At 58.7% G+C, this 21,989-nt stretch carries 25 protein-coding genes; 14 read left to right on the top strand and 11 right to left on the bottom strand.

Translation table 11 applies throughout. From position 1 onward, the window contains the following. Positions 1–19: 19 nt before the first annotated feature. Positions 20–340: a DUF2388 domain-containing protein gene (locus PGR6_RS00505; RefSeq protein WP_064615711.1), complete on the top strand. Its 321-nt coding sequence runs from the start codon at positions 20–22 to the stop codon at positions 338–340. Next, on the top strand, positions 337–2,298 hold the full coding sequence (locus PGR6_RS00500) for a DUF7844 domain-containing protein (RefSeq protein ID WP_064615709.1): 1,962 nt from the start codon (positions 337–339) through the stop codon (positions 2,296–2,298). Before PGR6_RS00505 ends, PGR6_RS00500 begins: the two co-directional genes overlap by 4 nt. Positions 2,299–2,577: 279 nt before the next feature. Here the strand turns inward: PGR6_RS00500 and trpA are convergent, their stop codons facing one another. Further along, positions 2,578–3,390: a tryptophan synthase subunit alpha gene (gene trpA / locus PGR6_RS00495; protein ID WP_018927236.1), complete on the bottom strand. Its 813-nt coding sequence runs from the start codon at positions 3,388–3,390 to the stop codon at positions 2,578–2,580. Beyond that, positions 3,390–4,625 carry a tryptophan synthase subunit beta gene (gene trpB, locus PGR6_RS00490; protein ID WP_064615707.1) on the bottom strand — a complete coding sequence of 412 codons (1,236 nt, stop codon included), beginning with the start codon at positions 4,623–4,625 and terminating at the stop codon, positions 3,390–3,392. Before trpB ends, trpA begins: the two co-directional genes overlap by 1 nt. Before the next feature lie 112 nt (positions 4,626–4,737). Here trpB and PGR6_RS00485 point away from each other — a divergent pair, with 112 nt between their 5' ends. Further along, complete coding sequence (locus PGR6_RS00485) at positions 4,738–5,631, top strand: LysR family transcriptional regulator (protein WP_018927238.1); 894 nt, start codon at positions 4,738–4,740, stop codon at positions 5,629–5,631. Here the strand turns inward: PGR6_RS00485 and PGR6_RS00480 are convergent. Further along, complete coding sequence (locus PGR6_RS00480) at positions 5,628–5,954, bottom strand: DUF883 family protein (RefSeq protein WP_064615705.1); 327 nt, start codon at positions 5,952–5,954, stop codon at positions 5,628–5,630. The two genes, PGR6_RS00485 and PGR6_RS00480, sit on opposite strands and share 4 nt — an antisense overlap. Before the next feature lie 156 nt (positions 5,955–6,110). On the opposite strand from PGR6_RS00480, the gene PGR6_RS00475 reads away from it, so the two are divergent. Together PGR6_RS00475 and PGR6_RS00470 are read left to right on the top strand one after the other, a co-directional pair. After that, positions 6,111–6,326: a dodecin gene (locus PGR6_RS00475; RefSeq protein ID WP_018927240.1), complete on the top strand. Its 216-nt coding sequence runs from the start codon at positions 6,111–6,113 to the stop codon at positions 6,324–6,326. A 126-nt stretch (positions 6,327–6,452) separates the two neighbouring features. Beyond that, positions 6,453–6,677, top strand: a complete 225-nt coding sequence (locus tag PGR6_RS00470; protein ID WP_018927241.1) for a DUF1161 domain-containing protein — start codon at positions 6,453–6,455, stop codon at positions 6,675–6,677. A 56-nt stretch (positions 6,678–6,733) separates the two neighbouring features. Here PGR6_RS00470 and PGR6_RS00465 read toward each other — a convergent pair whose 3' ends face one another. Continuing rightward, positions 6,734–7,735 carry an LLM class flavin-dependent oxidoreductase gene (locus PGR6_RS00465; protein ID WP_064615703.1) on the bottom strand — a complete coding sequence of 334 codons (1,002 nt, stop codon included), beginning with the start codon at positions 7,733–7,735 and terminating at the stop codon, positions 6,734–6,736. 236 nt (positions 7,736–7,971) lie between these two features. Here PGR6_RS00465 and PGR6_RS00460 point away from each other — a divergent pair, with 236 nt between their 5' ends. Beyond that, complete coding sequence (locus tag PGR6_RS00460; RefSeq protein WP_008152515.1) at positions 7,972–8,403, top strand: OsmC family protein; 432 nt, start codon at positions 7,972–7,974, stop codon at positions 8,401–8,403. A gap of 178 nt (positions 8,404–8,581) precedes the next feature. Beyond that, entirely contained in the window at positions 8,582–8,815 is a 234-nt protein-coding gene (locus PGR6_RS00455) for a DUF1161 domain-containing protein (protein WP_018927243.1), read from the top strand. Between the two features lie 6 nt (positions 8,816–8,821). On the opposite strand, the gene PGR6_RS00450 is transcribed toward PGR6_RS00455, so the two are convergent. Both PGR6_RS00450 and PGR6_RS00445 read right to left on the bottom strand, forming a co-directional pair. Next, positions 8,822–9,241, bottom strand: a complete 420-nt coding sequence (locus PGR6_RS00450; protein WP_064615701.1) for a PA0061/PA0062 family lipoprotein — start codon at positions 9,239–9,241, stop codon at positions 8,822–8,824. Positions 9,242–9,281: 40 nt separating this feature from the next. After that, the gene (locus tag PGR6_RS00445; RefSeq protein WP_018927245.1) at positions 9,282–9,698 is read right to left on the bottom strand and encodes a PA0061/PA0062 family lipoprotein; all 417 of its coding nucleotides are present in this window, start codon (positions 9,696–9,698) and stop codon (positions 9,282–9,284) included. A gap of 59 nt (positions 9,699–9,757) precedes the next feature. On the opposite strand from PGR6_RS00445, the gene PGR6_RS00440 reads away from it, so the two are divergent. Next, positions 9,758–10,849 (top strand): aminopeptidase, encoded by a 1,092-nt coding sequence (locus PGR6_RS00440; protein ID WP_064615699.1) that lies wholly within the window; start codon positions 9,758–9,760, stop codon positions 10,847–10,849. A 38-nt stretch (positions 10,850–10,887) separates the two neighbouring features. Here the strand turns inward: PGR6_RS00440 and PGR6_RS00435 are convergent, their stop codons facing one another. Together PGR6_RS00435 and PGR6_RS00430 are read right to left on the bottom strand one after the other, a co-directional pair. After that, on the bottom strand, positions 10,888–11,538 hold the full coding sequence (locus PGR6_RS00435; protein WP_064615697.1) for an HAD family hydrolase: 651 nt from the start codon (positions 11,536–11,538) through the stop codon (positions 10,888–10,890). Between the two features lie 45 nt (positions 11,539–11,583). Then, positions 11,584–12,129 (bottom strand): gamma carbonic anhydrase family protein, encoded by a 546-nt coding sequence (locus PGR6_RS00430; protein WP_007940736.1) that lies wholly within the window; start codon positions 12,127–12,129, stop codon positions 11,584–11,586. Positions 12,130–12,230: 101 nt separating this feature from the next. Between PGR6_RS00430 and prlC the strand changes: the two genes are divergently transcribed. Then, positions 12,231–14,282, top strand: coding sequence for an oligopeptidase A (gene prlC / locus PGR6_RS00425; protein ID WP_064615695.1), 2,052 nt, complete (start codon positions 12,231–12,233; stop codon positions 14,280–14,282). Beyond that, positions 14,279–14,566, top strand: coding sequence for a YheV family putative zinc ribbon protein (locus PGR6_RS00420; RefSeq protein ID WP_064615693.1), 288 nt, complete (start codon positions 14,279–14,281; stop codon positions 14,564–14,566). The genes prlC and PGR6_RS00420 overlap by 4 nt, the downstream gene beginning before the upstream one ends. 46 nt (positions 14,567–14,612) lie before the next feature. On the opposite strand, the gene PGR6_RS00415 is transcribed toward PGR6_RS00420, so the two are convergent. Then, positions 14,613–15,260, bottom strand: a complete 648-nt coding sequence (locus tag PGR6_RS00415; RefSeq protein ID WP_064615691.1) for a dual specificity protein phosphatase family protein — start codon at positions 15,258–15,260, stop codon at positions 14,613–14,615. Between the two features lie 255 nt (positions 15,261–15,515). Further along, positions 15,516–15,821, bottom strand: coding sequence for a hypothetical protein (locus PGR6_RS00410; RefSeq protein ID WP_064615689.1), 306 nt, complete (start codon positions 15,819–15,821; stop codon positions 15,516–15,518). Positions 15,822–16,063: 242 nt separating this feature from the next. On the opposite strand from PGR6_RS00410, the gene PGR6_RS00405 reads away from it, so the two are divergent. From PGR6_RS00405 to PGR6_RS00395, 3 genes are all read left to right on the top strand, one after another. Beyond that, on the top strand, positions 16,064–17,122 hold the full coding sequence (locus PGR6_RS00405) for a PA0069 family radical SAM protein (RefSeq protein ID WP_064615687.1): 1,059 nt from the start codon (positions 16,064–16,066) through the stop codon (positions 17,120–17,122). A gap of 243 nt (positions 17,123–17,365) precedes the next feature. Then, on the top strand, positions 17,366–18,097 hold the full coding sequence (locus tag PGR6_RS00400) for a carbonic anhydrase (RefSeq protein WP_018927254.1): 732 nt from the start codon (positions 17,366–17,368) through the stop codon (positions 18,095–18,097). A gap of 130 nt (positions 18,098–18,227) precedes the next feature. Further along, positions 18,228–19,754: a SulP family inorganic anion transporter gene (locus PGR6_RS00395; protein ID WP_064615682.1), complete on the top strand. Its 1,527-nt coding sequence runs from the start codon at positions 18,228–18,230 to the stop codon at positions 19,752–19,754. Positions 19,755–19,812: 58 nt separating this feature from the next. On the opposite strand, the gene PGR6_RS00390 is transcribed toward PGR6_RS00395, so the two are convergent. Then, a complete protein-coding gene (locus PGR6_RS00390; protein ID WP_018927256.1) occupies positions 19,813–20,463 on the bottom strand; it encodes a hypothetical protein in 651 nt (216 codons plus the stop codon). 372 nt (positions 20,464–20,835) lie between these two features. On the opposite strand from PGR6_RS00390, the gene coxB reads away from it, so the two are divergent. After that, positions 20,836–21,963, top strand: a complete 1,128-nt coding sequence (gene coxB, locus PGR6_RS00385) for a cytochrome c oxidase subunit II (protein WP_019580289.1) — start codon at positions 20,836–20,838, stop codon at positions 21,961–21,963. Positions 21,964–21,989: the final 26 nt, after the last annotated feature.

Below are 21,989 nucleotides of genomic sequence, written 5' to 3'. Positions count from 1 at the left end.
GTTTCTCCGGAGTCACTCCATGCGTAGCCCGCTGATTGCTGCCACCCTTGGCCTGCTGCTATTGGCCGACGTGGCCCAGGCCCACACCCTGGTAGCCACCAGCAACATGATCATTCGTGCCTCCCAGCGCACGCTTGATTTCACTTCCGATACCACCACGTCCATCCGCGATTCGAAGATCGTCCGTGAAGCCCACGACGATGCGGCCAGTTTCGTCGCCAGCGAGGGTGCAATCCGTGGTGCACACCTGGAAGCTGCCTTCGACACCTTGCGCACCCGCGTACCGGAAGCCCGCGACGCCAGTGATCAGGTTCTCGCCGAAGCCGTCCTCGCACTGTGAAATCACTAAGCGCCTGGCTGCTGGCCGGGGTTGTGTTGCTGCTTGGCAGCACGGCCCAGGCCGGCTTGCAATTGCGGCTCAAGACCGACGGCCTGAGCCCCGCGCAACAGCAGGCCAGTCAGGCGCTGCTCGATGAAGCCATGCAGGCGTTACCGCCACGCTTCATCGAGCAGCTGGACCGGCACATCGATGTCGGCTGGACCGACAACATGCCGAGCAATGCCTATGGCCAGGCATCACTGGTGTCCGAGCTCGACCTGAATCGCAACCTGCTCGCCAGCCTCACCGACGGCAGCGCCGCGACCAAAAAAACCTATCGCCCCCACGGCACCGTGCGTCAGGAACTGCTCGCCACGGTGTTGCACGAGCTCACCCACATCTACGACCGCGCACGCCTGTGGCCGGACGCCGAGCGCACACTGATCCAGCGCTGCACACAACGTAACAGCAGCTCCGGACTGATCGGCATCCCGGATCAGTGCCGCGGACAGACCGACCGACGCTGGACCCTCAGCGACGACCCTCGCCTGCTTGATCTGGCCGGCTGGCCACAATACGTCGGTCGGCGCGGCGAGCGCGAACAGCACAACCGGCAGATTGCCCGCAGCCCGGACATCTACGAGACGAGCAGCCCGAAGGAGTTCGTCGCGGTCAACATGGAGTACTTCCTCCTCGACCCAAGCTATGCCTGCCGTCGCCCTGCGCTGTATCGCTACTACAAAGAACACTTCGGCTGGGCGCCCGCCGCCAAAGACACCTGCGCCCGATCATTCGCCTTCCTCAATGCCGGTAATGATTTCGCCAAACAGCCCTTGGGCCAGGTCGATCCGGAACGGGTGTATGCCGTCGACTATCTGCTGGCAGAAGCCAACCAGAACTGGGTCAGCCGCTGGGGTCACAGCATGCTGCGACTGGTGATCTGCGCGCCTGGTCGGCCTCGCGGGCCGGATTGCCGCCTCGATCTGGATCAACATCTGGTGCTGTCTTACCGCGCCTTCGTCGGCGACGTACAGTTGTCGAGTTGGGATGGGCTGGTGGGCAAATATCCATCGCGCCTGTTTGTGCTGCCGCTGGCCCAGGTGATCGACGAATACACCAAGACCGAACTGCGCAGCCTGGCCTCGGTACCGCTGAACCTGTCGCGCAGCGAGATCGAAGACGTGGTGGAGCACGCCGCCGAGATGCACTGGAGTTACGACGGCAATTACTTCTTCCTGTCCAACAACTGCGCCGTGGAAAGCCTGAAGCTGCTGCGCAGCGGCAGCAATAATGCCCAGCTGACAGGGCTCGACAGCATCATGCCCAACGGCTTGCTGGAAGTACTCAAGAGCCGTGGACTGGCGGATACCAGCGTGCTCGACGACCCTCGCGAAGCGTTACGCCTGGGCTATCGCTTCGACTCCTTCCGCGAGCGTTATCAAGCGATGTTCGAGGTGCTGAAAAAGCACTTGCCGATCAAGCAGGAAAAGGTCGAAGACTGGCTGGCATTGAAAGCTGATGAGCGCCGCAAATGGATTGACCAGGCGGACCTGCGCACCAGCGCGGCATTGCTGTTACTGGAGCAGGCGAGCTTCCGCCAACAATTAGTATTGGCCCAGGACGAAGTGAAGCAACGCTATCTGGGCGCTCAGGAATTGAACAACGGCAGCATGGATAAGGCCAACGCGACCTTGAAGCAGATTCTCGCCAACAGTGGCTTCCTCAGCCGTCCGGCCGAACTGCTCGGCACCGGTGGCTATGGTTTGCCGCAGCCGAACGAGTGGACGCGCCTGGAGTCGGAAAGCAATCTGCGTCAGAAGCAGCTTCAAGTGCTGACCGGGGACCTCGACAAGGAAGTGCGAGCGCTGCTCGAGCCAAGCCGCGCTGCTGAAATGGCCGCCAACGAAGAGAACCTGAAACAGGTTGGCGAACATTTGAGGAAGTTGCACAAGGCTGCGGGTGGGTTGGAGTTGCCCTGAAGCATAGGCCCCCGAAAGAGCAGAATCACTGTGGCGAGGGAGCTTGCTCCCGCTGGGGCGTGAAGCGGCCCCCGAAATCGACCAGACACCATAGGATGATGGCTTCGCCGCCGAACGGGAGCAAGCTCCCTCGCCACAGCCGGTCTCCTGATCGCTTAGCTGTGTATCAATACAAGCCCCCATCGAGACATACAGCAAAAAGGGCTTCAGAACGTAGTCCTGAAGCCCTCGGTCTTGCTGTATGTGCTGTGCCGCGAGGCACTAATTCCTCTCTTACTTTCAGCTGACCCGCGCTTTACGCACGCCGTCGGACAAGGCCGCGCACAGGCTGAGTACGCCCTCCACAGCCTGATCAGGGGTCGAGGCGTTGGCGATGTGATCAATCAGCGCCGACCCCACCACCACACCATCAGCCAGACGCGCGATTGCCGCTGCCTGTTCCGGTGTGCGAATACCGAAGCCGATGCTGATCGGCAGATCGGTATGGCGACGCAGACGGGTGACGGCCTCTTCGACATGTTCCAGAGTCGCCGCGCCCGCACCGGTCACACCCGCCACAGACACGTAGTAAACAAATCCCGAACTGCCATTCAGTACGGTCGGCAGACGCCCATCGTCAGTCGTCGGAGTGGTCAGACGGATGAAGTCCAGGCCCGCCGCCTGTGCCGGGTCGCACAATTCAGCGTTATGTTCTGGCGGCATGTCGACCACGATCAGGCCATCGACACCGGCTTCTTTGGCTTCAGCGATGAAACGCGGCACGCCGTACATGTGAATCGGGTTGAAGTAACCCATCAACACCAGCGGAGTCTCGCTGTTGCCTTTGCGGAACTCGCGAACCATTTGCAGGGTTTTCGCCAGGTTCTGCTTGGCGCCCAAGGCACGAATGTTGGCCAACTGGATCGCCGGACCATCGGCCATCGGATCAGTGAAGGGCATGCCCAACTCGATCACGTCGGCGCCGGCACCGGGCAAGCCTTTGAGGATCGCCAGGGACGTGTCATAGCTCGGATCGCCGGCGGTCACGAAGGTCACCAGGGCGGCGCGGTTCTGTTCCTTGAGTTCGGCAAAACGCGTTTGCAGGCGGCTCATCAGTGTTTCTCCTGCTTGGACTGCACTTGTTGAGAGTTTTCCATGTGGTGCATCACGGTTTGCATGTCTTTGTCGCCACGGCCGGACAGGTTGACCACCATCAGGTGATCTTTCGGCAGGGTCGGTGCGCGCTTGAACACTTCGGCCAGGGCATGGGCGCTTTCCAGTGCAGGAATAATCCCTTCCAGGCGGCAGCACTTATGGAATGCGTCGAGGGCTTCGTCGTCGGTCACCGAGGTGTACTGGACGCGGCCGATGTCATGCAACCAGGCGTGTTCCGGGCCGATGCCTGGATAGTCGAGACCGGCTGAAATCGAGTGCGCGTCAATGATCTGGCCATCATCGTCCTGCAACAGGAACGTACGGTTACCGTGCAGCACGCCTGGTACGCCACCGTTCAGGCTGGCCGCGTGCTTGCCGGTTTCGATGCCGTAACCGGCCGCTTCGACGCCGATGATCTCGACGCTCTTATCATCGAGGAACGGGTGGAACAGGCCCATTGCATTGGAACCACCGCCGATGCACGCCACCAGGCTGTCTGGCAGACGACCTTCCTGGGCTTGCAACTGCTCGCGGGTTTCCTTGCCGATGACGGCCTGGAAGTCGCGAACCATGGCCGGGTACGGGTGCGGACCGGCCACGGTGCCGATCAGGTAGAAGGTGCTGTCGACGTTGGTCACCCAGTCACGCAGGGCTTCGTTCATCGCGTCTTTGAGGGTGCCGGTGCCCGCGACTACCGGTATCACTTCGGCGCCCAGCAGCTTCATGCGAAACACGTTGGCTTGCTGACGTTCGATGTCAGTGGTGCCCATATAGATCACGCATTCGAGGCCGAAACGCGCGGCCACGGTGGCGGTCGCCACGCCGTGCATGCCGGCGCCGGTCTCGGCGATGATGCGTTTCTTGCCCATGCGCCGCGCCAGCAGGATCTGGCCGATGCAGTTGTTGATCTTGTGCGCGCCGGTGTGGTTCAGCTCTTCGCGCTTGAGGTAAATTTTCGCGCCACCGCAGAACTCAGTCAGGCGTTCGGCGAAATACAGTGGGCTTGGACGTCCGACGTAATCACGCTGAAAGTAGGCCAATTCTTCTTTGAATGCCGGATCTTCCTTGGCCGCGTCGTATTCACGGGCCAGATCGAGGATCAACGGCATCAGGGTTTCGGCGACGTAACGGCCACCGAACGCGCCAAACAGGCCGTTGGCGTCGGGGCCGTTGCGCAGATTAGTCTGGGTCATGGGTCGCTCCAGTTGTATTCGAGAGGTGACGATGGGGTTCACTCTACCCCTGACATCCCACGCTGAAAACCGATAAGATCGCCGCAACCTGTCAGGAAAACTCACAGATCCCATGAGCCATGACCTCCCCCCGCTGAACGCGCTTCGCGCCTTCGAAGCCACTGCCCGCCTGAACAGCGTCAGTCAGGCTGCCGAACAGCTGCACGTCACCCATGGCGCGGTCAGCCGGCAACTCAAGGTACTGGAGGAACACCTCGGCGTGAGCCTGTTCATCAAGGATGGACGCGGCCTTAAACTCACAGATGCCGGCGTTCGATTGCGCGATGCCAGCGGCGAAGCCTTCGAGCGTTTGCGCAGCGTTTGCGCCGAGCTGACCCAAAGCACCGCCGATGCGCCGTTCGTGCTCGGCTGCTCGGGCAGTCTTTTGGCGCGCTGGTTCATTCCGCGTTTGGGGCGCCTGAATGCGGACCTGCCGGATCTGCGCTTGCACCTGTCGGCTGGCGAAGGCGATCTCGATCCACGACGGCCCGGTCTGGATGCCCTGCTGGTGTTTGCCGAGCCGCCGTGGCCGGCGGATATGCAAGTCTACGAGTTGGTGAGCGAACGCATCGGCCCGGTCATGAGCCCGCGATTTGCCGGCTACGAAAGGCTACGAAACGCACCAGCAAGCACACTGTTGAGCGAACCCTTGCTGCACACCACCTCACGTCCGCAAGCCTGGCCGATCTGGGCACAGCAAAGCGGCCTCGACGACAAGGCGCTGAAGTACGGTCAGGGCTTCGAGCATTTGTATTATTTGCTGGAAGCGGCAGTGGCCGGGCTGGGCGTGGCCATCGCGCCCGAGCCGCTGGTGGCCGAAGACGTGAAGGCCGGTCGCCTGGTTGCGCCATGGGGCTTCCGTGAAACCCCGGCGCAACTGGCGTTGTGGCTCCCCAAGCGCGCCGCGGACGGGCGCGCTCGGCAATTGGCGCAGTGGCTTAAAAACGAACTGCGCCAGACACCTTAATGACCGCGCTTGAACAATAAATAGGCCGCAAGCAATCCCAGCGCACCAACGGCAACACCGGCTGTAGTCCAAGGGTGCTCCTGGGCGTAGTCACGAGTCGCGATCCCGGTTTCACGGGTTTTGACCTTAACCTCTTCATAAGCATCGGTGAGCAGATGGCGTGAGTGTTTCAGCGCGTTCTCGGCGTTGCTTTTCAACGTCTTGATAGTTTTACGCGACTCGTCCGAGGCGTCGTCCTTCAAGCTTTCCAACGATTTCAACAGACTCTCGATCTCGGCTTCCATGCTTTGCAATGAGGCGTTGCGTAACGACGTGTTGGCCATGATGGCTCTCCTGCATTGTTGATGAGTGACGTGTGTTGGTTGGGACTTCAGGGGTTCGAGAAAGTGCAGTAAATCTGAACGTCACTACGGATTGGTCGACAGAAGAAATAAGAAAAATCACTGCTAGGCTGTATTTCACACCTCAAGGAGAACGCCATGTCTGACCATCACACCTACAAGAAAGTCGAACTGGTTGGCTCGTCCACCAGCAGCATTGAAGACGCCATCAACAATGCCTTGGCCGAAGCCAACAAAAGCCTCAAGTACATGGAATGGTTTGAAGTGACCGAAACTCGCGGGCATATCAAAGACGGCAAAGCTGCACACTTCCAGGTGACACTCAAAGTCGGGTTCCGGATTGCCAGCAGCTGAGTTTGAGCCAGCCGTCTGAACTTGCGCGACGACTGAATGCCATAGGAAACAGCAAAGCGCTACAGAATGAGCGCATCCGGTAGCTGGATGCCCTCCCTCTATTGATCCGACCAAGGAGTGCAACCCATGAAGAAGTTTATTCTGGCGGTAGGTTTGTTGAGCCTTGCGGGAACAGCCTTTGCCCAGGTCAAGTCGTGTGAAGAGCTGAAAGCCGAAATTGCTGCAAAACTGGACGCCAAGGGTGTTTCCAATTACACGCTGGAGATCGTCGACAAAGGCACTGCTGCCGGTGGAAAAGTCGTCGGGAAATGCGAGAAGGGCTCCAAGGTAATCGTTTACAAACAGGGCTGACTTCCCTCAATAACGAAAAGCCGACGCCATGGCGTCGGCTTTTTGTGGATGCCGTGTCAGCCCTTCATGACCTGCGCCAACAGTTCATAGGAGTGCACGCGATCGGCATGTTCATACAGGTCACAGGTGAAAATCAGTTCATCCGCCTGGGTCTGTTCGATCAGCACCTCAAGCTTGGCGCGGATTTTCTGCGGGCTGCCGACCATCGCCAGCCCCAGGAAATCACCGACCGCTTCTTTCTCATGGGGCAGCCACAGGCCGTCCATGGTCTTCACGGGTGGGCGTTGCACCAGGCTCTGGCCACGCATCAACGCAAGAATCCGCTGGTACACCGAAGTGGCCAGGTAATCGGCCTGCTCGTCGGTGTCTGCCGCCACCAGCGGCACACCGAGCATCACGTAAGGCTTATCCAACACCGCTGATGGCTTGAAGTGGTTGCGGTAGACGCGAATCGCTTCATGCATGAAGCGCGGTGCGAAATGTGAAGCGAAGGCGTAGGGCAATCCGCGCTCACCGGCCAGCTGCGCACTGAACAGGCTCGACCCCAACAACCAGACCGGGACATTGGTGCCGGTACCCGGCATGGCAATGATCCGCTGATCCGGCGTGCGTGGGCCGAGGTAGCGCATCAACTCGGCCACGTCTTCCGGGAAATCGTCGGCGCTGCCGGAACGCTCGCGACGCAAGGCGCGGGCGGTCATTTGATCGGAGCCGGGCGCGCGCCCCAGGCCCAGGTCGATCCGGCCTGGATACAGGCTTTCAAGGGTGCCGAACTGCTCGGCGATCACCAGCGGCGCATGGTTGGGCAACATCACGCCCCCCGAACCGACACGAATAGTCGAAGTGCCACCGGCCAGATAGCCCAGCAGGACCGAGGTCGCCGAACTGGCTATCCCGTCCATATTGTGGTGTTCGGCGACCCAAAAGCGGTTGTAGCCGAATTTTTCGACGTGCTGGGCCAGGTCCAGGGAATTGCGCAGAGACTGGGCCGCACTGCCGTTCTCGCGCACGGGCACCAGATCGAGGGTCGAAAACTTGATCTCAGACAGTCGTTTCATAAACCTGCTTCTCCAATGGGTAAGCAGGTTTTTCCCAACGAAAACCTGCCGAGTCTGTAAGCGTGTTCTCTGCAATGAGGGCATATACCCGAGTTTCAATAGGAGAGACAAAATTCCTGTGCAATTAGAGGACTGATCAGATGAGATGAACTTTGCCTGACGGTCTATCCTCAGAACCCTGGTAACCGAAAACCACGAAGGCGCGACGTTTCGCGCCGGATCTTGAGGAGGCAGACATGGCTATCACAAAGAAAGCATCGGCTCATTGGGAAGGTGACCTGAAAACTGGCATCGGCTCAATCTCCACGGAAACCGGCGTACTCAGAGAAGCCCCTTACGGCTTCAAGGCCCGTTTCGAAGGCGGTAAAGGCACCAATCCGGAAGAGTTGATCGGTGCGGCCCACGCGGGTTGTTTCTCCATGGCATTTTCAATGATTCTCGGCGATGCCGGCCTCAAGGCCGACAGCATCGACACCAATGCCGAAGTCACTCTGGACCAGGTGGACGGCGGCTTTGCAATCACCGCAGTGAAACTGATCCTCAAGGCGAAAATCCCTGGGGCGACCCAGGCGCAATTCGAGGAATTGAGCAACAAGGCCAAAGAGGGCTGCCCGGTGTCCAAGGTGCTGAATGCGAAAATCAGCCTGGATGCGACGTTGGTCAGCTAAACCGATAAAAGATCGCAGCCGTCGGCAGCGCCTGGATTATTGATTGATCGGTAGGCGCTGTCGAAAGCTGCGATCTTTTTTTGCGTTGGAACAAAACATGGCTGGCGTAATTGTGGTCGAATAAATGACAGCAGCTTTAGCGCATCACCGTGCGCGCTGCCTCAAGGGAGCTTCAACCATGAAACGTTTTGCCTTGGCGGTTATTTGTTGCACGCTGGCCACATCGGCTCTCGCGGTAACCAAATCGTGTGAGGAACTTAAGGCTGAGATCGAAGCCAAGATCCAGGCCAATAACGTCTCGTCCTACACCCTGGAAATCGTCACCAACGACGAAGTGCACGATCAGAATATGGTGGTCGGCACGTGCGACGGCGGCACGAAGAAAATCATCTACCAAAAAAATGACCGTTGATTCGCCTCACATGAGGCAGTAGCTCTCGCGATCTTCGGCGACAATCTCCCGCTTGGCGTTATACAGCCGGGCGCTGGGGCTGAACGCTATGGAGCGAGCCTCCAACAGATAACGCTGGCCGGCCTCGAAATGGTCGTAATTGATGGTCAGGTAGCATATTCGCTCCAGAGGAGTGTTCAGCAACCCCGGTCCTCCGCCAAACACTTCAAAGTCAAAACGTACCCTGAGCTCATGACTACCCGGGGTGACCTGAAAGTAACGGCCATCGCTCAACCGCTGGTTGTCCAAACGATCGGCCATCAGCAGTTTCCCACCGGGAACTGGCGTAGCAAAGTCGACCCAGGCCATCTGCGGATTGACCGCCGGCAACGGACTCGTGCAGCCGACAAAGGCACCTGCAGCGAGCAACAGCAACAACCTGCGCATGATGAATATCCCAAGGACTGATCATTCAGCATAGCGCCGATCAGGTGCGTTGGCAGCCCGCTGGCTTACCCTGCCCAATCACTTTTCGCTGCTGATCATAAAGCTTTGCCCACGGCCGAAAGCCGATATTCCCCGCTTGCAGCTGATACCGCTGCCCGGCGTTGAAGTCCTTGAATTTCACATTCAACTGGCAGTCGCGCCACAACGGCTCGGCATCGGGGCCAATGTTGGTTGGCTGGACCGCGAACAAATAGCGAACCTTCAGCTCATGGCTGCCGGGCTGCACCTGGAAGTAGCGCTTATCGATGGACGCCTTGTCATCGACTTTCAGCGCTTGCAGCGCGGCGTCTTGTTGTAATGGATCAAGATCGATCCAGGCCTGCGAAGGATCAGGGGTGGGCAATCCGGCACAGCCGGCCAGCATCAGCAGGCCTCCCGTCAGCATCAATTTGCGCATAGCGGAGCTCCAATAGGCGGGATAGTCTTGCGGGCAGACTTTCCAGGAATTTTTTTATTTTGATCAGGCCGCGTCCAAGCCTTGGGTTACTTGATCGCGTTTTACGCATTTTGTTTCCGGGTGTTTTTCTTTTGTCGCTCAATGGCTGCGCGAGCGTCAGCTATTACGGCCAATTGGCCAGTGGTCAGCTGCACTTGCTGCGGGCCCGGGAGCCGATTGCCAATGTGATTGCCGACCCCGACCGCGATCGGCAATTGCGTGCGCACCTGGCCCAGTCACAAAAGGCCCGAACGTTCGCCAGCCAATACCTGCATCTGCCGGACAACCAGAGCTACCGCTTGTACGCCGACATCGGCCGACCGTTTGTAGTCTGGAATGTCTTCGCCACGCCGGAGTTTTCGCTGAAGCCGCAGAACCATTGCTTCCCCGTCGCCGGCTGCGTCGCTTATCGCGGTTTTTACAGTCAGAGCGCTGCTCGCGGTGAGGCCGCCTTGCAACGCCTGCAAGGTATGGACGTGTCGATCGGCGGCGTCGAGGCCTATTCGACGCTCGGTTGGTTCAACGATCCGATTATTAGCTCGATGATGGCGTGGGGCGACGAGCGGTTGGCGACGCTGATATTCCACGAACTCGCGCACCAACGTTTTTATGTGAAAGACGACACCGAGTTCAACGAGTCCTTCGCCACGTTCGTCGAACAGGAAGGCACTCGCCAATGGCGCGCATTCCGAGACATGCCGCCGGATAATGGAGCGTTGGTACGCCAACGCGACCAGTTCATCCAATTGATTCTGGACACCCGCACCCGGCTTGAACGGCTTTACGCCCTACCGCTGCCGGCCGACCAAATGCGTGAGCGAAAAGCGGCCGAGTTCGAACAATTGCGCCGTGAGTACAGGACCCTGCGTGACAGCCAATGGGCTGGCAACAATCGCTACGATGCATGGATCAACGCCCCGATGAACAACGCCCGATTACTGCCGTTTGGTTTGTATGACCAGTGGGTGCCAGCGTTTACCACACTGTTCAGGCAGGTCGATGGTGATTGGGTGAGGTTTTATGCGGCAGTGGAGAAGGTAGGCACGTTGCCGGTTGGGGAGCGCAAGGCGGCGTTGAGGGCGTTGGCAGGATCAGCGAATTCCGGTGGCTGAACGGGCACCTTCGCGGACTTGCCCGCGAAGGGATTTGATCAGCGATGCAAAAACGCCTGATGCAACTCATCCAGCGTCTCGAAGTGATACGCCGGTGCTTCGGCGCTCAACTCTTCCCGGCTGCCAAACCCATAACCCACCGCTGCCGCGTCCAGCCCATTGCTGCGGGCACCGATCAGGTCGTGCTTACGGTCGCCGATCATCAGCGTATTGGCCGGGTCGAGACCCTCTTCGGTCATCAAGTGTGCAATCAGCTCGACCTTGTTGGTCCGCGTGCCATCCAGCTCACTGCCATAAATCATCTTGAAATGCTTGGCGAAGTCGAAGTGCCGGGCAATTTCCCGGGCGAAAACCCATGGCTTGGAGGTCGCGATGTACAGCTGCCGCCCTTGGCCACCGAGGGTTTCCAGTAGAGGCGTGACGCCGTCGAACACGCGGTTTTCATACAGGCCGGTGACCTTGAAGCGTTCACGATAGAAGTTCACTGCCTCCCAGGCCTTGGGTTCGTCGAAGTCATAGAACTGCATGAACGCCTGCAACAATGGCGGGCCAATGAAATGTTCGAGCCTGGTCAGGTCCGGTTCATCGATACCCAGTTTGCTCAGGGCGAACTGGATGGAGCGGGTGATGCCTTCGCGCGGGTCGGTCAGCGTGCCATCGAGGTCGAACAGTACGGTTTGGTAATGCATGGAAATTCCTGAGCAATAGCGAGACGCTTTCCGTTATCAAGCGGCTTAGAGCTGGTCGTAGCCTTCGGCCAGATGCAGGTCCTTGAGCTTCACGTAATTCGCTGCACTGTAGGTGAAAAAGGCTTTTTCCTTGTCCGTCAGCGGCCGGATCTGTTTCACCGGGCTCCCGACATAAAGGAAACCGCTTTCCAGGCGCTTACCCGGTGGCACCAGGCTACCGGCGCCGATGATCACATCGTCCTCGACCACCGCACCGTCCATGACGATGCTGCCCATGCCGATCAGAATCCGGTTGCCCACGGCGCAACCATGAAGCATGACTTTATGCGCGATGGTCACATCGTCGCCGATCAGTAACGGAAAGCCATCGGGGTTGAATGGCCCTGCATGGGTGATGTGCAACACGCAGCCGTCCTGCACGCTGGTGCGCGCACCGATCCGGATGCGATGCATGTCGCCGCGGATCACCGTCAGCGGCCAGACGGAGCTGTCTTCGCCGATTTCGACGTCGCCGATCACCACTGCCGAGCCGTCGACAAAAGCGCCTTTGCCCAGCAGCGGCGTGTAGTTCTGATACTTGCGAAGGGTCACGATAGGGTTTCTCTCTGTTGCCGATAGCTGCGGTGAACGTCGATTGTAATTAAGATGGGCGCATGTTTCTTCCCGCATGTTTTCCAGCCAAGGTGCCAACCGTGAGCGTGAACAACCCTCTTCTGCAGTCCTACGACCTGCCGCCGTTCTCGGCGATCCGTGCCGAACACGTGCAACCGGCCATTGAAAAAATCCTGGCTGACAACCGCGCCGCCATTGTCGAAATCCTCAAGACCCAGGCCAAACAACCGACCTGGGCCGGCCTGGTGCTGGCGATGGACGAACTCAACGATCGTCTGGGCGCCGCCTGGAGCCCGGTCAGCCACCTCAATGCCGTGTGCAACAGCGCTGAGTTGCGCGAGGCTTACGAGTCCTGCCTGCCGGCCCTGAGCACCTACGCCACCGAGCTGGGCCAGAACCGTGAACTGTTTCAGGCCTATGAAGCGCTGGCGAACAGTCCTGAGGCCGCCGGTTTCGACGTGGCGCAGAAAACCATCCTGGAGCACGCCCTGCGTGACTTCCGCCTGTCGGGTATCGACCTGCCTAAAGCCGAACAAAAGCGTTATGCCGACGTGCAGAGCAAACTGTCGGAGCTGGGCAGTCGCTTCTCCAACCAGTTGCTCGACGCCACTCAGGCCTGGACCAAGCACATCACTGACGAAGCCGCCCTCGCTGGCCTGACCGATTCGGCCAAGGCGCAGATGGCCGCCGCCGCGCAAGCCAAAGACCTCGACGGCTGGCTGATCACCCTGGAATTCCCGAGTTACTACGCGGTGATGACCTACGCCCAGGACCGCGCCCTGCGCGAAGAAGTCTACGCCGCCTACTGCACCCGTGCGTCGGACCAAGGTCCGAATGCCGGTCAGAACGATAACGGCCCGGTCATGGAAGAAATCCTCGACCTGCGTCAGGAACTGGCAAAACTGTTGGGTTTCACCAGCTTCTCGGAGCTGAGCCTGGCGACCAAAATGGCCGAATCCAGCGATCAGGTACTCAGCTTCCTACGCGACCTGGCCAAGCGCAGCAAGCCGTTCGCCGTCCGGGATCTGGAGCAGCTCAAGGCCTACGCCGCCGAACAGGGTTGCCCGGACCTGCAAAGCTGGGACAGCGGTTTCTACGGTGAAAAACTTCGTGAGCAGCGCTACAGCGTTGCCCAGGAAACCCTTCGCGCGTACTTCCCGATCGACAAGGTTCTGGGTGGGCTGTTCGCCATCGTCCAGCGGCTGTACGGCATCGAGATCGCCGAGCTGAACGGCTTCGATACCTGGCACCCGGACGTTCGCCTGTTCGAAATCAAGGAAAACGGCCAGCACGTCGGCCGCTTCTTCTTCGACCTCTATGCCCGCGCCAACAAGCGTGGCGGTGCCTGGATGGACGGCGCCCGCGATCACCGCCGTACAATCAATGGTGTGCTGCAAAGCCCGGTAGCGAACCTGGTGTGCAACTTCACCCCGGCCGACAGCGGTAAACCAGCCCTGCTGACCCACGACGAAGTGACCACCCTGTTCCATGAATTCGGTCACGGCCTGCATCACCTGCTGACCCGCGTCGAGCACGCTGGCGTATCCGGCATCAACGGCGTGGCCTGGGATGCGGTCGAGCTGCCAAGCCAGTTCATGGAAAACTGGTGCTGGGAGCCGGAAGGTCTGGCACTGATTTCCGGTCACTACGAAACCGGCGAACCGTTGCCTCAGGATCTGCTGGAGAAAATGCTCGCGGCGAAGAACTTCCAGTCCGGCCTGATGATGGTCCGCCAACTGGAGTTCTCGCTGTTCGACTTCGAGTTGCACGCCACTCACGGCGACGGCCGCAGCGTGCTGCAAGTGCTCGAAGGGGTACGTGATGAGGTTTCGGTCATGCGTCCACCGGCCTACAACCGTTTCCCCAACAGCTTCGCCCACATCTTCGCCGGTGGCTACGCGGCGGGTTACTACAGCTACAAGTGGGCTGAAGTATTGTCGGCCGATGCCTTCTCGAAGTTCGAAGAAGACGGCGTGCTCAATGCCCAGACCGGTCGTGCCTTCCGCGAAGCGATCCTGGCACGAGGTGGTTCCCAGGAACCGATGGTGCTGTTCGTCGACTTCCGTGGCCGTGCGCCATCGATTGACGCACTCTTGCGCCACAGCGGCCTGACCGAGGACGCGGCAGCATGAGTGAGGGACCTGTGATTACCAAAAAACGCTTTATCGCCGGGGCGGTCTGCCCGGCCTGCAGCGAGCCCGACAAGTTGATGATGTGGAACGAAGATACCGTTCCACATCGCGAGTGTGTGGCCTGCGGTTATTCCGATACGCTGAATGAACAAGGCCTGTCGGTGCCCAAGGAATTGGGCACCCGGGTTAACACCTCGGCACCCAAGGTGCCGGACGCCAAGGTTCAGGCCGTGCAGTTTTTCCCGAACCCGAAGCTGAAGAAAAAGCCTGACGAGCAACACTGAGTATCGAAAAACACCTTCCACTGCGCAACGCAGTGGAAGGTGTTACTTACTCGACATGGGCCGAGTTGAACCAACTCTTCATCGAACACATGGCAAACGGACTTGTGCTGCACTCACCATTGGCCAGCGCCGTACGAAGTTTGTCGACATCGGCCTGCATCATGTAGCGAATGCCGTCCTTGAAGTGGGTGCTATCGCCAAAACCGCCCTGAGTCATTTCACTCAGCGCATCTTCCTTACTCCAGCCCTGCACCACCACACGGTACATCGCCGCCATCAGGCCGGTGCGATCCGAGCCGTGTTTGCAGTGCATGAGCACAGGCCCTTTGGCCTCCGCGCTCTGAATCGTGCGAAGGGCCTTGAGCACATCACTGTCATCCACATGATTGGTGCGGTAGGGCAGTTGTATCTGGGTGATTCCGGGTTTTGACAACCAGCTCGAGTCCGGTTCAGGCAGGAAGTTGATGACGGTGGCGACCTTGAGTTTTTCCAGCAACGGCACCGCCCCCTTGTCCGGCAACGCACTGCGATAGAGGGTCGGGGACATCTGATAGAGGTTGTACTGAACCTCCACCGATTGAGCCCAGTCCGCAGGCCGGGATAGAGCAGCGTCGTCAGCGTGGGCCAGCGTCAGGTTGAAAAGTGCGGCCAGCGACAAAAGAAGCGTCGCAGGTAGAAGGCGCAGTAGGGACATGCTCAGGCGACCGTGAAGTGGTGGATAAGTGATCGATAGCCTGAACTCGGGACAGTCAAAGACCTGTGAGGGCACTGTCAAAGAATCGTGAATAGAACAGCAAATGCCCGAGGCTGGTGGTCATTCAGATCAGTCAGACTGTCCGACATCGCTAGTTGATTGAGAGACACTATCCGGCAAGACCTTGAGTTAATAGACACCGATAAAACCAGGCCTGCATGGAGTCTCATGCAGACCTGGCAACAACTATCAACTTCAGGGATTTACGATACTGGAATAAGCCTTGGCCAAGGCCAGCAGTTTTGCTTTGTCATCACCATCGATATCGCCATCACCGTCCACATCGCTGTTAATGGTTTTGATCGTGAAGGACTGACCACCATCGCTGGAAACCGCTGTCACATAGACGGAATCGACCAGTGCCTCTGTCTGCACTTCATTTACCGCATCCCATCCCGGCTCTTTACGGGCAAGCTGCATCGATACTTGTGCTTCGCGAGGATTGGTTATGCTGGGCGCCAACAGTTGTAAAAAAATACCACGCTGATTGAAAAACGACATGACTAAATCCTTTTAATTAATAATCCACGACAACTTCGTGTGGCAAGGATAGTACTAACAGCCTTTGTAATTTCGCCACTTGATATATATTTCCGGTGATGACAGTTGCGCGATGCGCTTGATCCATAAACTTGTCTTGTTAGTTCCTTTATATAATCTCCGATGTTCACTCGCCGAACGGCACTGGTTTGTCGCTTTCCTCCTTGATACTGTATGCACATACAGCCAATGGGTTTTTATCGATGAACACGCCTCTGCCACCCCGCGGTCGCGGCACCGCCACCAACCCTCACAACCGTTTCGCACCGAACCGTTCGGTGGCCGAGGATGACGGCTGGTATCAGGAAGCGCCGATCACCCAAGGCACCGAGGTGCGCATCGAGACGGCGAAGACCATCATTACCCGCAACAACTCGCCGGACTTGCCCTTCGACCGCTCGATCAATCCCTATCGTGGCTGCGAGCATGGCTGTATCTATTGCTACGCGCGGCCAAGCCACGCTTATTGGGACATGTCGCCGGGTCTGGATTTCGAAACCAGACTGATCGCCAAGACCAACGCCGCCGATGTGCTGGAAGAACAACTGTCCAAACGCGGCTATCAATGCGCGCCGATCAACCTGGGCTCCAACACCGATCCTTATCAGCCGATCGAGCGTGAACACAGAATCACCCGCAAGATCCTTGAGGTGCTGCTGCGCTACCGCCATCCGGTGACCATCATCACCAAGGGCTCGCTGATTCTGCGCGATCTGGACCTGCTGGCCGAACTCGCCGAACAACGACTGGTGGCGGTAATGATCAGCCTCACCACTCTGGACGATGAGCTCAAACGCATCCTCGAACCTCGTACGGCCGCGCCCAAGGCACGACTGCGGGCGATCCGGGTAATGCGTGAAGCGGGGATTCCGGTGGGTGTCTTGTGTTCACCGATGATTCCGATGATCAACGACAGCGAACTCGAAAGCCTGCTGACTGAAGCCCATGCGGCCGGAGCGCAAACTGCGGCTTATATGATGTTGCGCCTGCCGCTGGAAGTGGCGCCGCTGTTCGAAGAGTGGCTGGCCGCCCACTATCCTCAACGTGCAGCTCATGTGTTGAGCCTGATCCGCCAGAGCCGTGGTGGGGAGCTTTACGACAGTCGGTTTGGTGCCCGTATGCGCGGTGAAGGACCGTTTGCCGATCTGCTGGCGCAGCGTTTTGCCAAAACCATCAAGCGCCTGGGGCTCAACCGTCGGGAAGGTTTCGATCTGGACTGCAAAGCCTTTTGTCCGCCGGGTCGCCAGATGTCATTGATTTAAGGACAATCGGACCTATGGTGGAGTAGTGAAAAAAGTACGTCGCGTTCCAGCTGGTCATATTTCTTATGACCTGGAACGTACGTTCTAGAGCGCTTGATTCAGTTTGAGTTAAGCTTCGGCCGCTACCTTGTTCATCGAGTGACTGATGGGTCTGCTTTTCGACCTGGATGTTTTTTATACAGCCACTGGCTTCACATCGGACAAAACGGGAAAATTCCCTGACTCCGCCAAAGAGGATGAATCATGAGTGACAAGGATAAACAGCCTTTGGCTGCGTCGGCTTCAGCCCAACCCGAGGCGGAAACCGCCGATGCAGCGCTGCAGCATATCGTTGACGGCTTTTTGCATTTTCATCACGAGATCTTTCCGCAGCAGGAAGAACTCTTCAAAAAACTCGCCACGGCCCAGCGGCCTCGGGCGATGTTCATCGCGTGCGCCGATTCGCGCATTGTTCCCGAGCTGATCACCCAAAGCGCCCCCGGCGACCTGTTCGTCACCCGTAACGTCGGCAACGTCGTGCCGCCTTATGGGCAAATGAACGGTGGTGTTTCCACAGCCATCGAATACGCAGTGCTGGCGCTCGGCGTGCAGCACATCATCATCTGCGGCCACTCCGACTGTGGCGCCATGCGCGCAGTACTCAACCCGCAGAGCCTGGAAAAGATGCCGACGGTCAAAGCCTGGCTGCGCCATGCGGAAGTGGCGAAAACCATGGTTCAGGACAACTGCCATTGCTCGAATGAAAGCGAGAGCATGCACATCCTTACCGAAGAGAATGTGATCGCTCAGTTGCAACATTTGCGCACGCACCCGTCGGTGGCCTCGCGCATGGCCAACGGTCAGCTGTTTATCCATGGTTGGGTGTACAACATCGAAACCAGCGAAATCCAGGCTTACGACGCGGATCAGGGTTGTTTCCTGCCGCTCGATGGCAGCCATCCGATTCCGGTGGCGACGCCCAAAGCGCGCTTCTAAATCCTCTTCGTAGCCTGTCTCACAACAACGTTTGCGAGACAGGTCAACAGATCCCTGTGTGGTTTAGCCGAGGCTGCTGATCAGGCAGCCCGGCTTTGCCATGCCTGAAGAAAACTTCGGGAGAGTCACCATGCGTGCCGCTCAATTAAAAGCTGTTCTGCCACGGGAGCTGCTGGCTTCGGTGGTTGTGTTTCTGGTTGCCCTGCCTTTGTGCATGGGCATCGCCATCGCCTCTGGGCTGCCACCGGCCAAAGGCCTGATCACCGGCATCATCGGTGGGCTGGTAGTTGGCTGGCTTGCCGGTTCACCGCTGCAAGTCAGCGGTCCGGCGGCAGGCCTGGCGGTATTGGTGTTCGAACTGGTGCGCCAGCATGGTATCGCCATGCTCGGGCCGATCCTGCTACTGGCGGGTTTTCTGCAATTGGTAGCCGGGCGTTTGAAACTGGGTTGCTGGTTTCGGGTCACGGCGCCGGCTGTGGTGTACGGCATGCTCGCCGGCATCGGCGTGTTGATCGTGCTGTCGCAGGTGCACGTAATGCTCGATGCCGTGCCCAAGCCCTCAGGGCTGGATAACCTGGCGGCCTTTCCTACTGCAGTGATTCAGGCTTTGCCTTCGTTTGGCTGGCAAGCGGGTTTGCTCGGGCTGTCGACCATTGCCGTGATGTGGCTGTGGGAAAAATTCCGCCCGCATTCCCTGCGTTTCGTTCCCGGCGCATTGCTCGGGGTCGGTCTAGCAACGATCGCCAGCCTGGCGCTCGCCTTGCAGGTCAAACGTGTGGAGGTCCCGGCTAACCTGGCGGAGGCCATCGATTGGCTACGCCCGGCGGATCTGCTCAACCTGGCTGACCCAACCCTGCTGATCGCCGCCTTCGCCGTGGCCTTTATCGCCAGCGCCGAAACCCTGCTCTCGGCCGCCGCCGTGGATCGCATGCACAGTGGTCAACGCTCGGACTTCGACCGCGAATTGTCGGCACAAGGTGTGGGCAACATGTTGTGTGGCCTGCTCGGCGCGCTGCCGATGACCGGGGTAATCGTGCGCAGCTCGGCCAACGTTCAAGCCGGCGCCACCACCCGCCTGTCGACGGTGTTCCATGGCCTGTGGTTGCTGGCTTTCGTGTTGCTGCTATCGAGCGTGCTGCAAAGCATTCCGGTGGCGAGCCTGGCGGGCGTCCTGGTTTACACCGGTTTCAAACTGGTGGACCTCAAAGCCTTTCGCGGCCTGGGCCGTTATGGCCGGATGCCGATGTTTACCTATGCGGCGACTGCACTGGCAATCATCTTCACCGACCTGCTGACGGGCGTGCTGATCGGCTTTGGCCTGACGCTGGCCAAACTGGCCTGGAAGGCTTCGCGCCTGAAAATCAGCCTGATCGATCTACCGGCGGACGGCGAGATGGAACTGCGTCTGGTGGGGGCGGCGACTTTCCTGAAGGTGCCGGCGTTGACCCAGGTGCTGGGGAGCATTCCCGCTGGCGCGACGGTGCATGTGCCGCTCAATAACCTGAGCTACATCGATCACTCGTGCCTTGAGTTGCTGGAGGAGTGGGGCCGGGCCAATGCGGCCAAGGGTTCGAAGTTGGTGATTGAAGCGCGGGGGTTGAAGCGCAGGCTTGAAGGGCGGTTGCGGACCACGACGGGCGTAGGTTCCGCCGGATAGATAACCGTGTGGGAGCGAGTTTGTTCGCTCCCACAGGTGTTCGGTTCTTACCGTTGGATCAAGCCGCTGGCTGATCCAGCTCCAGCTCGACACCTAATTGGCGCGACAGGCACGGCCAGCGCTTCCACGCGGCGCCGGTGTCCGGGCTGTTGAGTTTCTCGCGGTAGGCCTCCACCGACTCCAGCGCGAAACTTTCATCGTCAAGCATCTCGTCCACGGCGTGATGCACCGCCTCATCCAGTTGGTTGGCAAATTCCTCGCCAATCAATTGGTGGGCAATCAGGTTGGCGACAGTCATGTCCAAGGGGATCAATGGCTGACCAAAATGCTTGATGTACAGGTCGTTGACCTCTTCGACCAGGCGGTGCGCCAGATAAGCTTCGTCCAGCAGGCTGTCCAGGCCAACGTGACCGGCCATGATCGCCGGCGGTTGGAGGAAGAACTGCTCGGCGATTGTCAGCACCGGCTTGATCTGCGATTCGATGCCCGCTTCCCTGGCGACTTCATTGGCTGCATCCAGCAGGTCTGGCACTTGTTCTATATACGCGGCCACAAAACGCGTCATCACGCCGTTAGCGTCGACATCCGGCAATTGGATGGCGGAGTGAAGGTGCGGCAGTTGGGTTTCCAGCTGACGAGTCAGCAGGCCGGTCTCGGCCTCGTGTTGTTGGGCTTGTTGGATCTGCTCGCGCAATGCGGCGGTGTTCATGAAAACTCCAGGAAACAAAGGCAATGAAATAGGGAAGACATAACTTAGCTGGCTCAGGAAAAAGGCTAAGACGCATTTGTCATAATTATTTCATCCTTGAGACATCGAAGTTATATCGATTTGCCACCACTCGTCTGCATCCTTCTCCATTCGTGACCTGGAACGCAAGTCCAACCTGTTTCAGCTGATTTACCCCATCGCGTTGCGAGGTGGCAGTCGCTGTCTATACTCGGTTCTGAATGGAGTTAGCTGATGACACCCGACTGCATACGCAGCAAGGCTCGGCGATTCAAGTTCGTGGTCTGAAAATGCCGCTCCCTTGCCGCAGGCGTTACGCCTACGGGATAACAAGAACGATAAGGGGAACCCGCAATGATGCGACATCCACATGTCTGGATGGGCCTCCTGTTGTGGTCGATTTTCAGTCAGGCGCAAGCGGCCTGGACTGTCAATATGGCGCCTGGAGCGACTGAGATCAGTCACGCAGTATTCGATCTGCACATGACCATTTTCTGGATTTGTGTGGTGATCGGCATCATCGTCTTCGGCGCCATGTTCTGGTCGATGATGATCCACCGCCGCTCGACCGGGCAGGTGGCCGCAAAATTTCATGAAAGCACCACCGTTGAAATCCTCTGGACCATCGTCCCCCTGCTTATCCTGGTAGCCATGGCGGTCCCCGCAACCGCCACACTGATCAAGATGTACGACAACACGGAGCCGGATATCGATATCCAGGTCACCGGCTATCAGTGGAAGTGGCATTACAAATACCTGGGTCAGGACGTCGAATTTTTCAGCAACCTGACTACCCCCGCCGATCAGATCCACAACAAGGAAGCCAAGGGCGAGCATTACCTGCTGGAGGTCGACAAGCCACTGGTGCTGCCGATCGGTGCCAAGGTGCGTTTTCTGGTGACCTCCGCCGATGTCATCCACTCCTGGTGGGTGCCGGCCTTCGCAGTCAAGCGCGATGCTATTCCGGGCTTCGTCAATGAATCCTGGACCCGTGTCGACAAGCCCGGCATCTACCGTGGCCAGTGCGCCGAGCTGTGCGGCAAGGACCACGGCTTCATGCCGATCGTGGTCGAGGTCAAGGAAAAGGCCGACTACGAAAAATGGCTGGGCGAGCGCAAGGCGGAAGCCGCGCAACTCAAAGAGCTGACCAGCAAGGAATGGACCCTCGACGAGCTCAAGGAGCGCGGCGACAAGATTTATCACACCACTTGCGTGGCCTGTCACCAGGCCGAAGGCCAGGGCCTGCCGCCGATGTTCCCGGCACTCAAGGGCTCGAAAATCGCCACCGGGCCGAAAGAGGCTCACCTGAGCCTGGTCTTCCATGGCAAGCCCGGCACCGCGATGGCGGCGTTCGGCAAGCAGCTCTCGGAAGTCGATATCGCGGCGGTCGTGACCTACGAACGTAACGCCTGGGGCAACAACAAAGGCGACATGGTCACCCCTAAAGAAGTGCTGGAGCTGAAACAGGCGGAAAGCAAATGACCCGGTCTATTGCGTACTCAAGGAAT

Source organism: Pseudomonas sp. GR 6-02 (assembly GCF_001655615.1).
Lineage (GTDB): Bacteria > Pseudomonadota > Gammaproteobacteria > Pseudomonadales > Pseudomonadaceae > Aquipseudomonas.
This window is presented reverse-complemented; position numbering and strand designations above follow the sequence as displayed.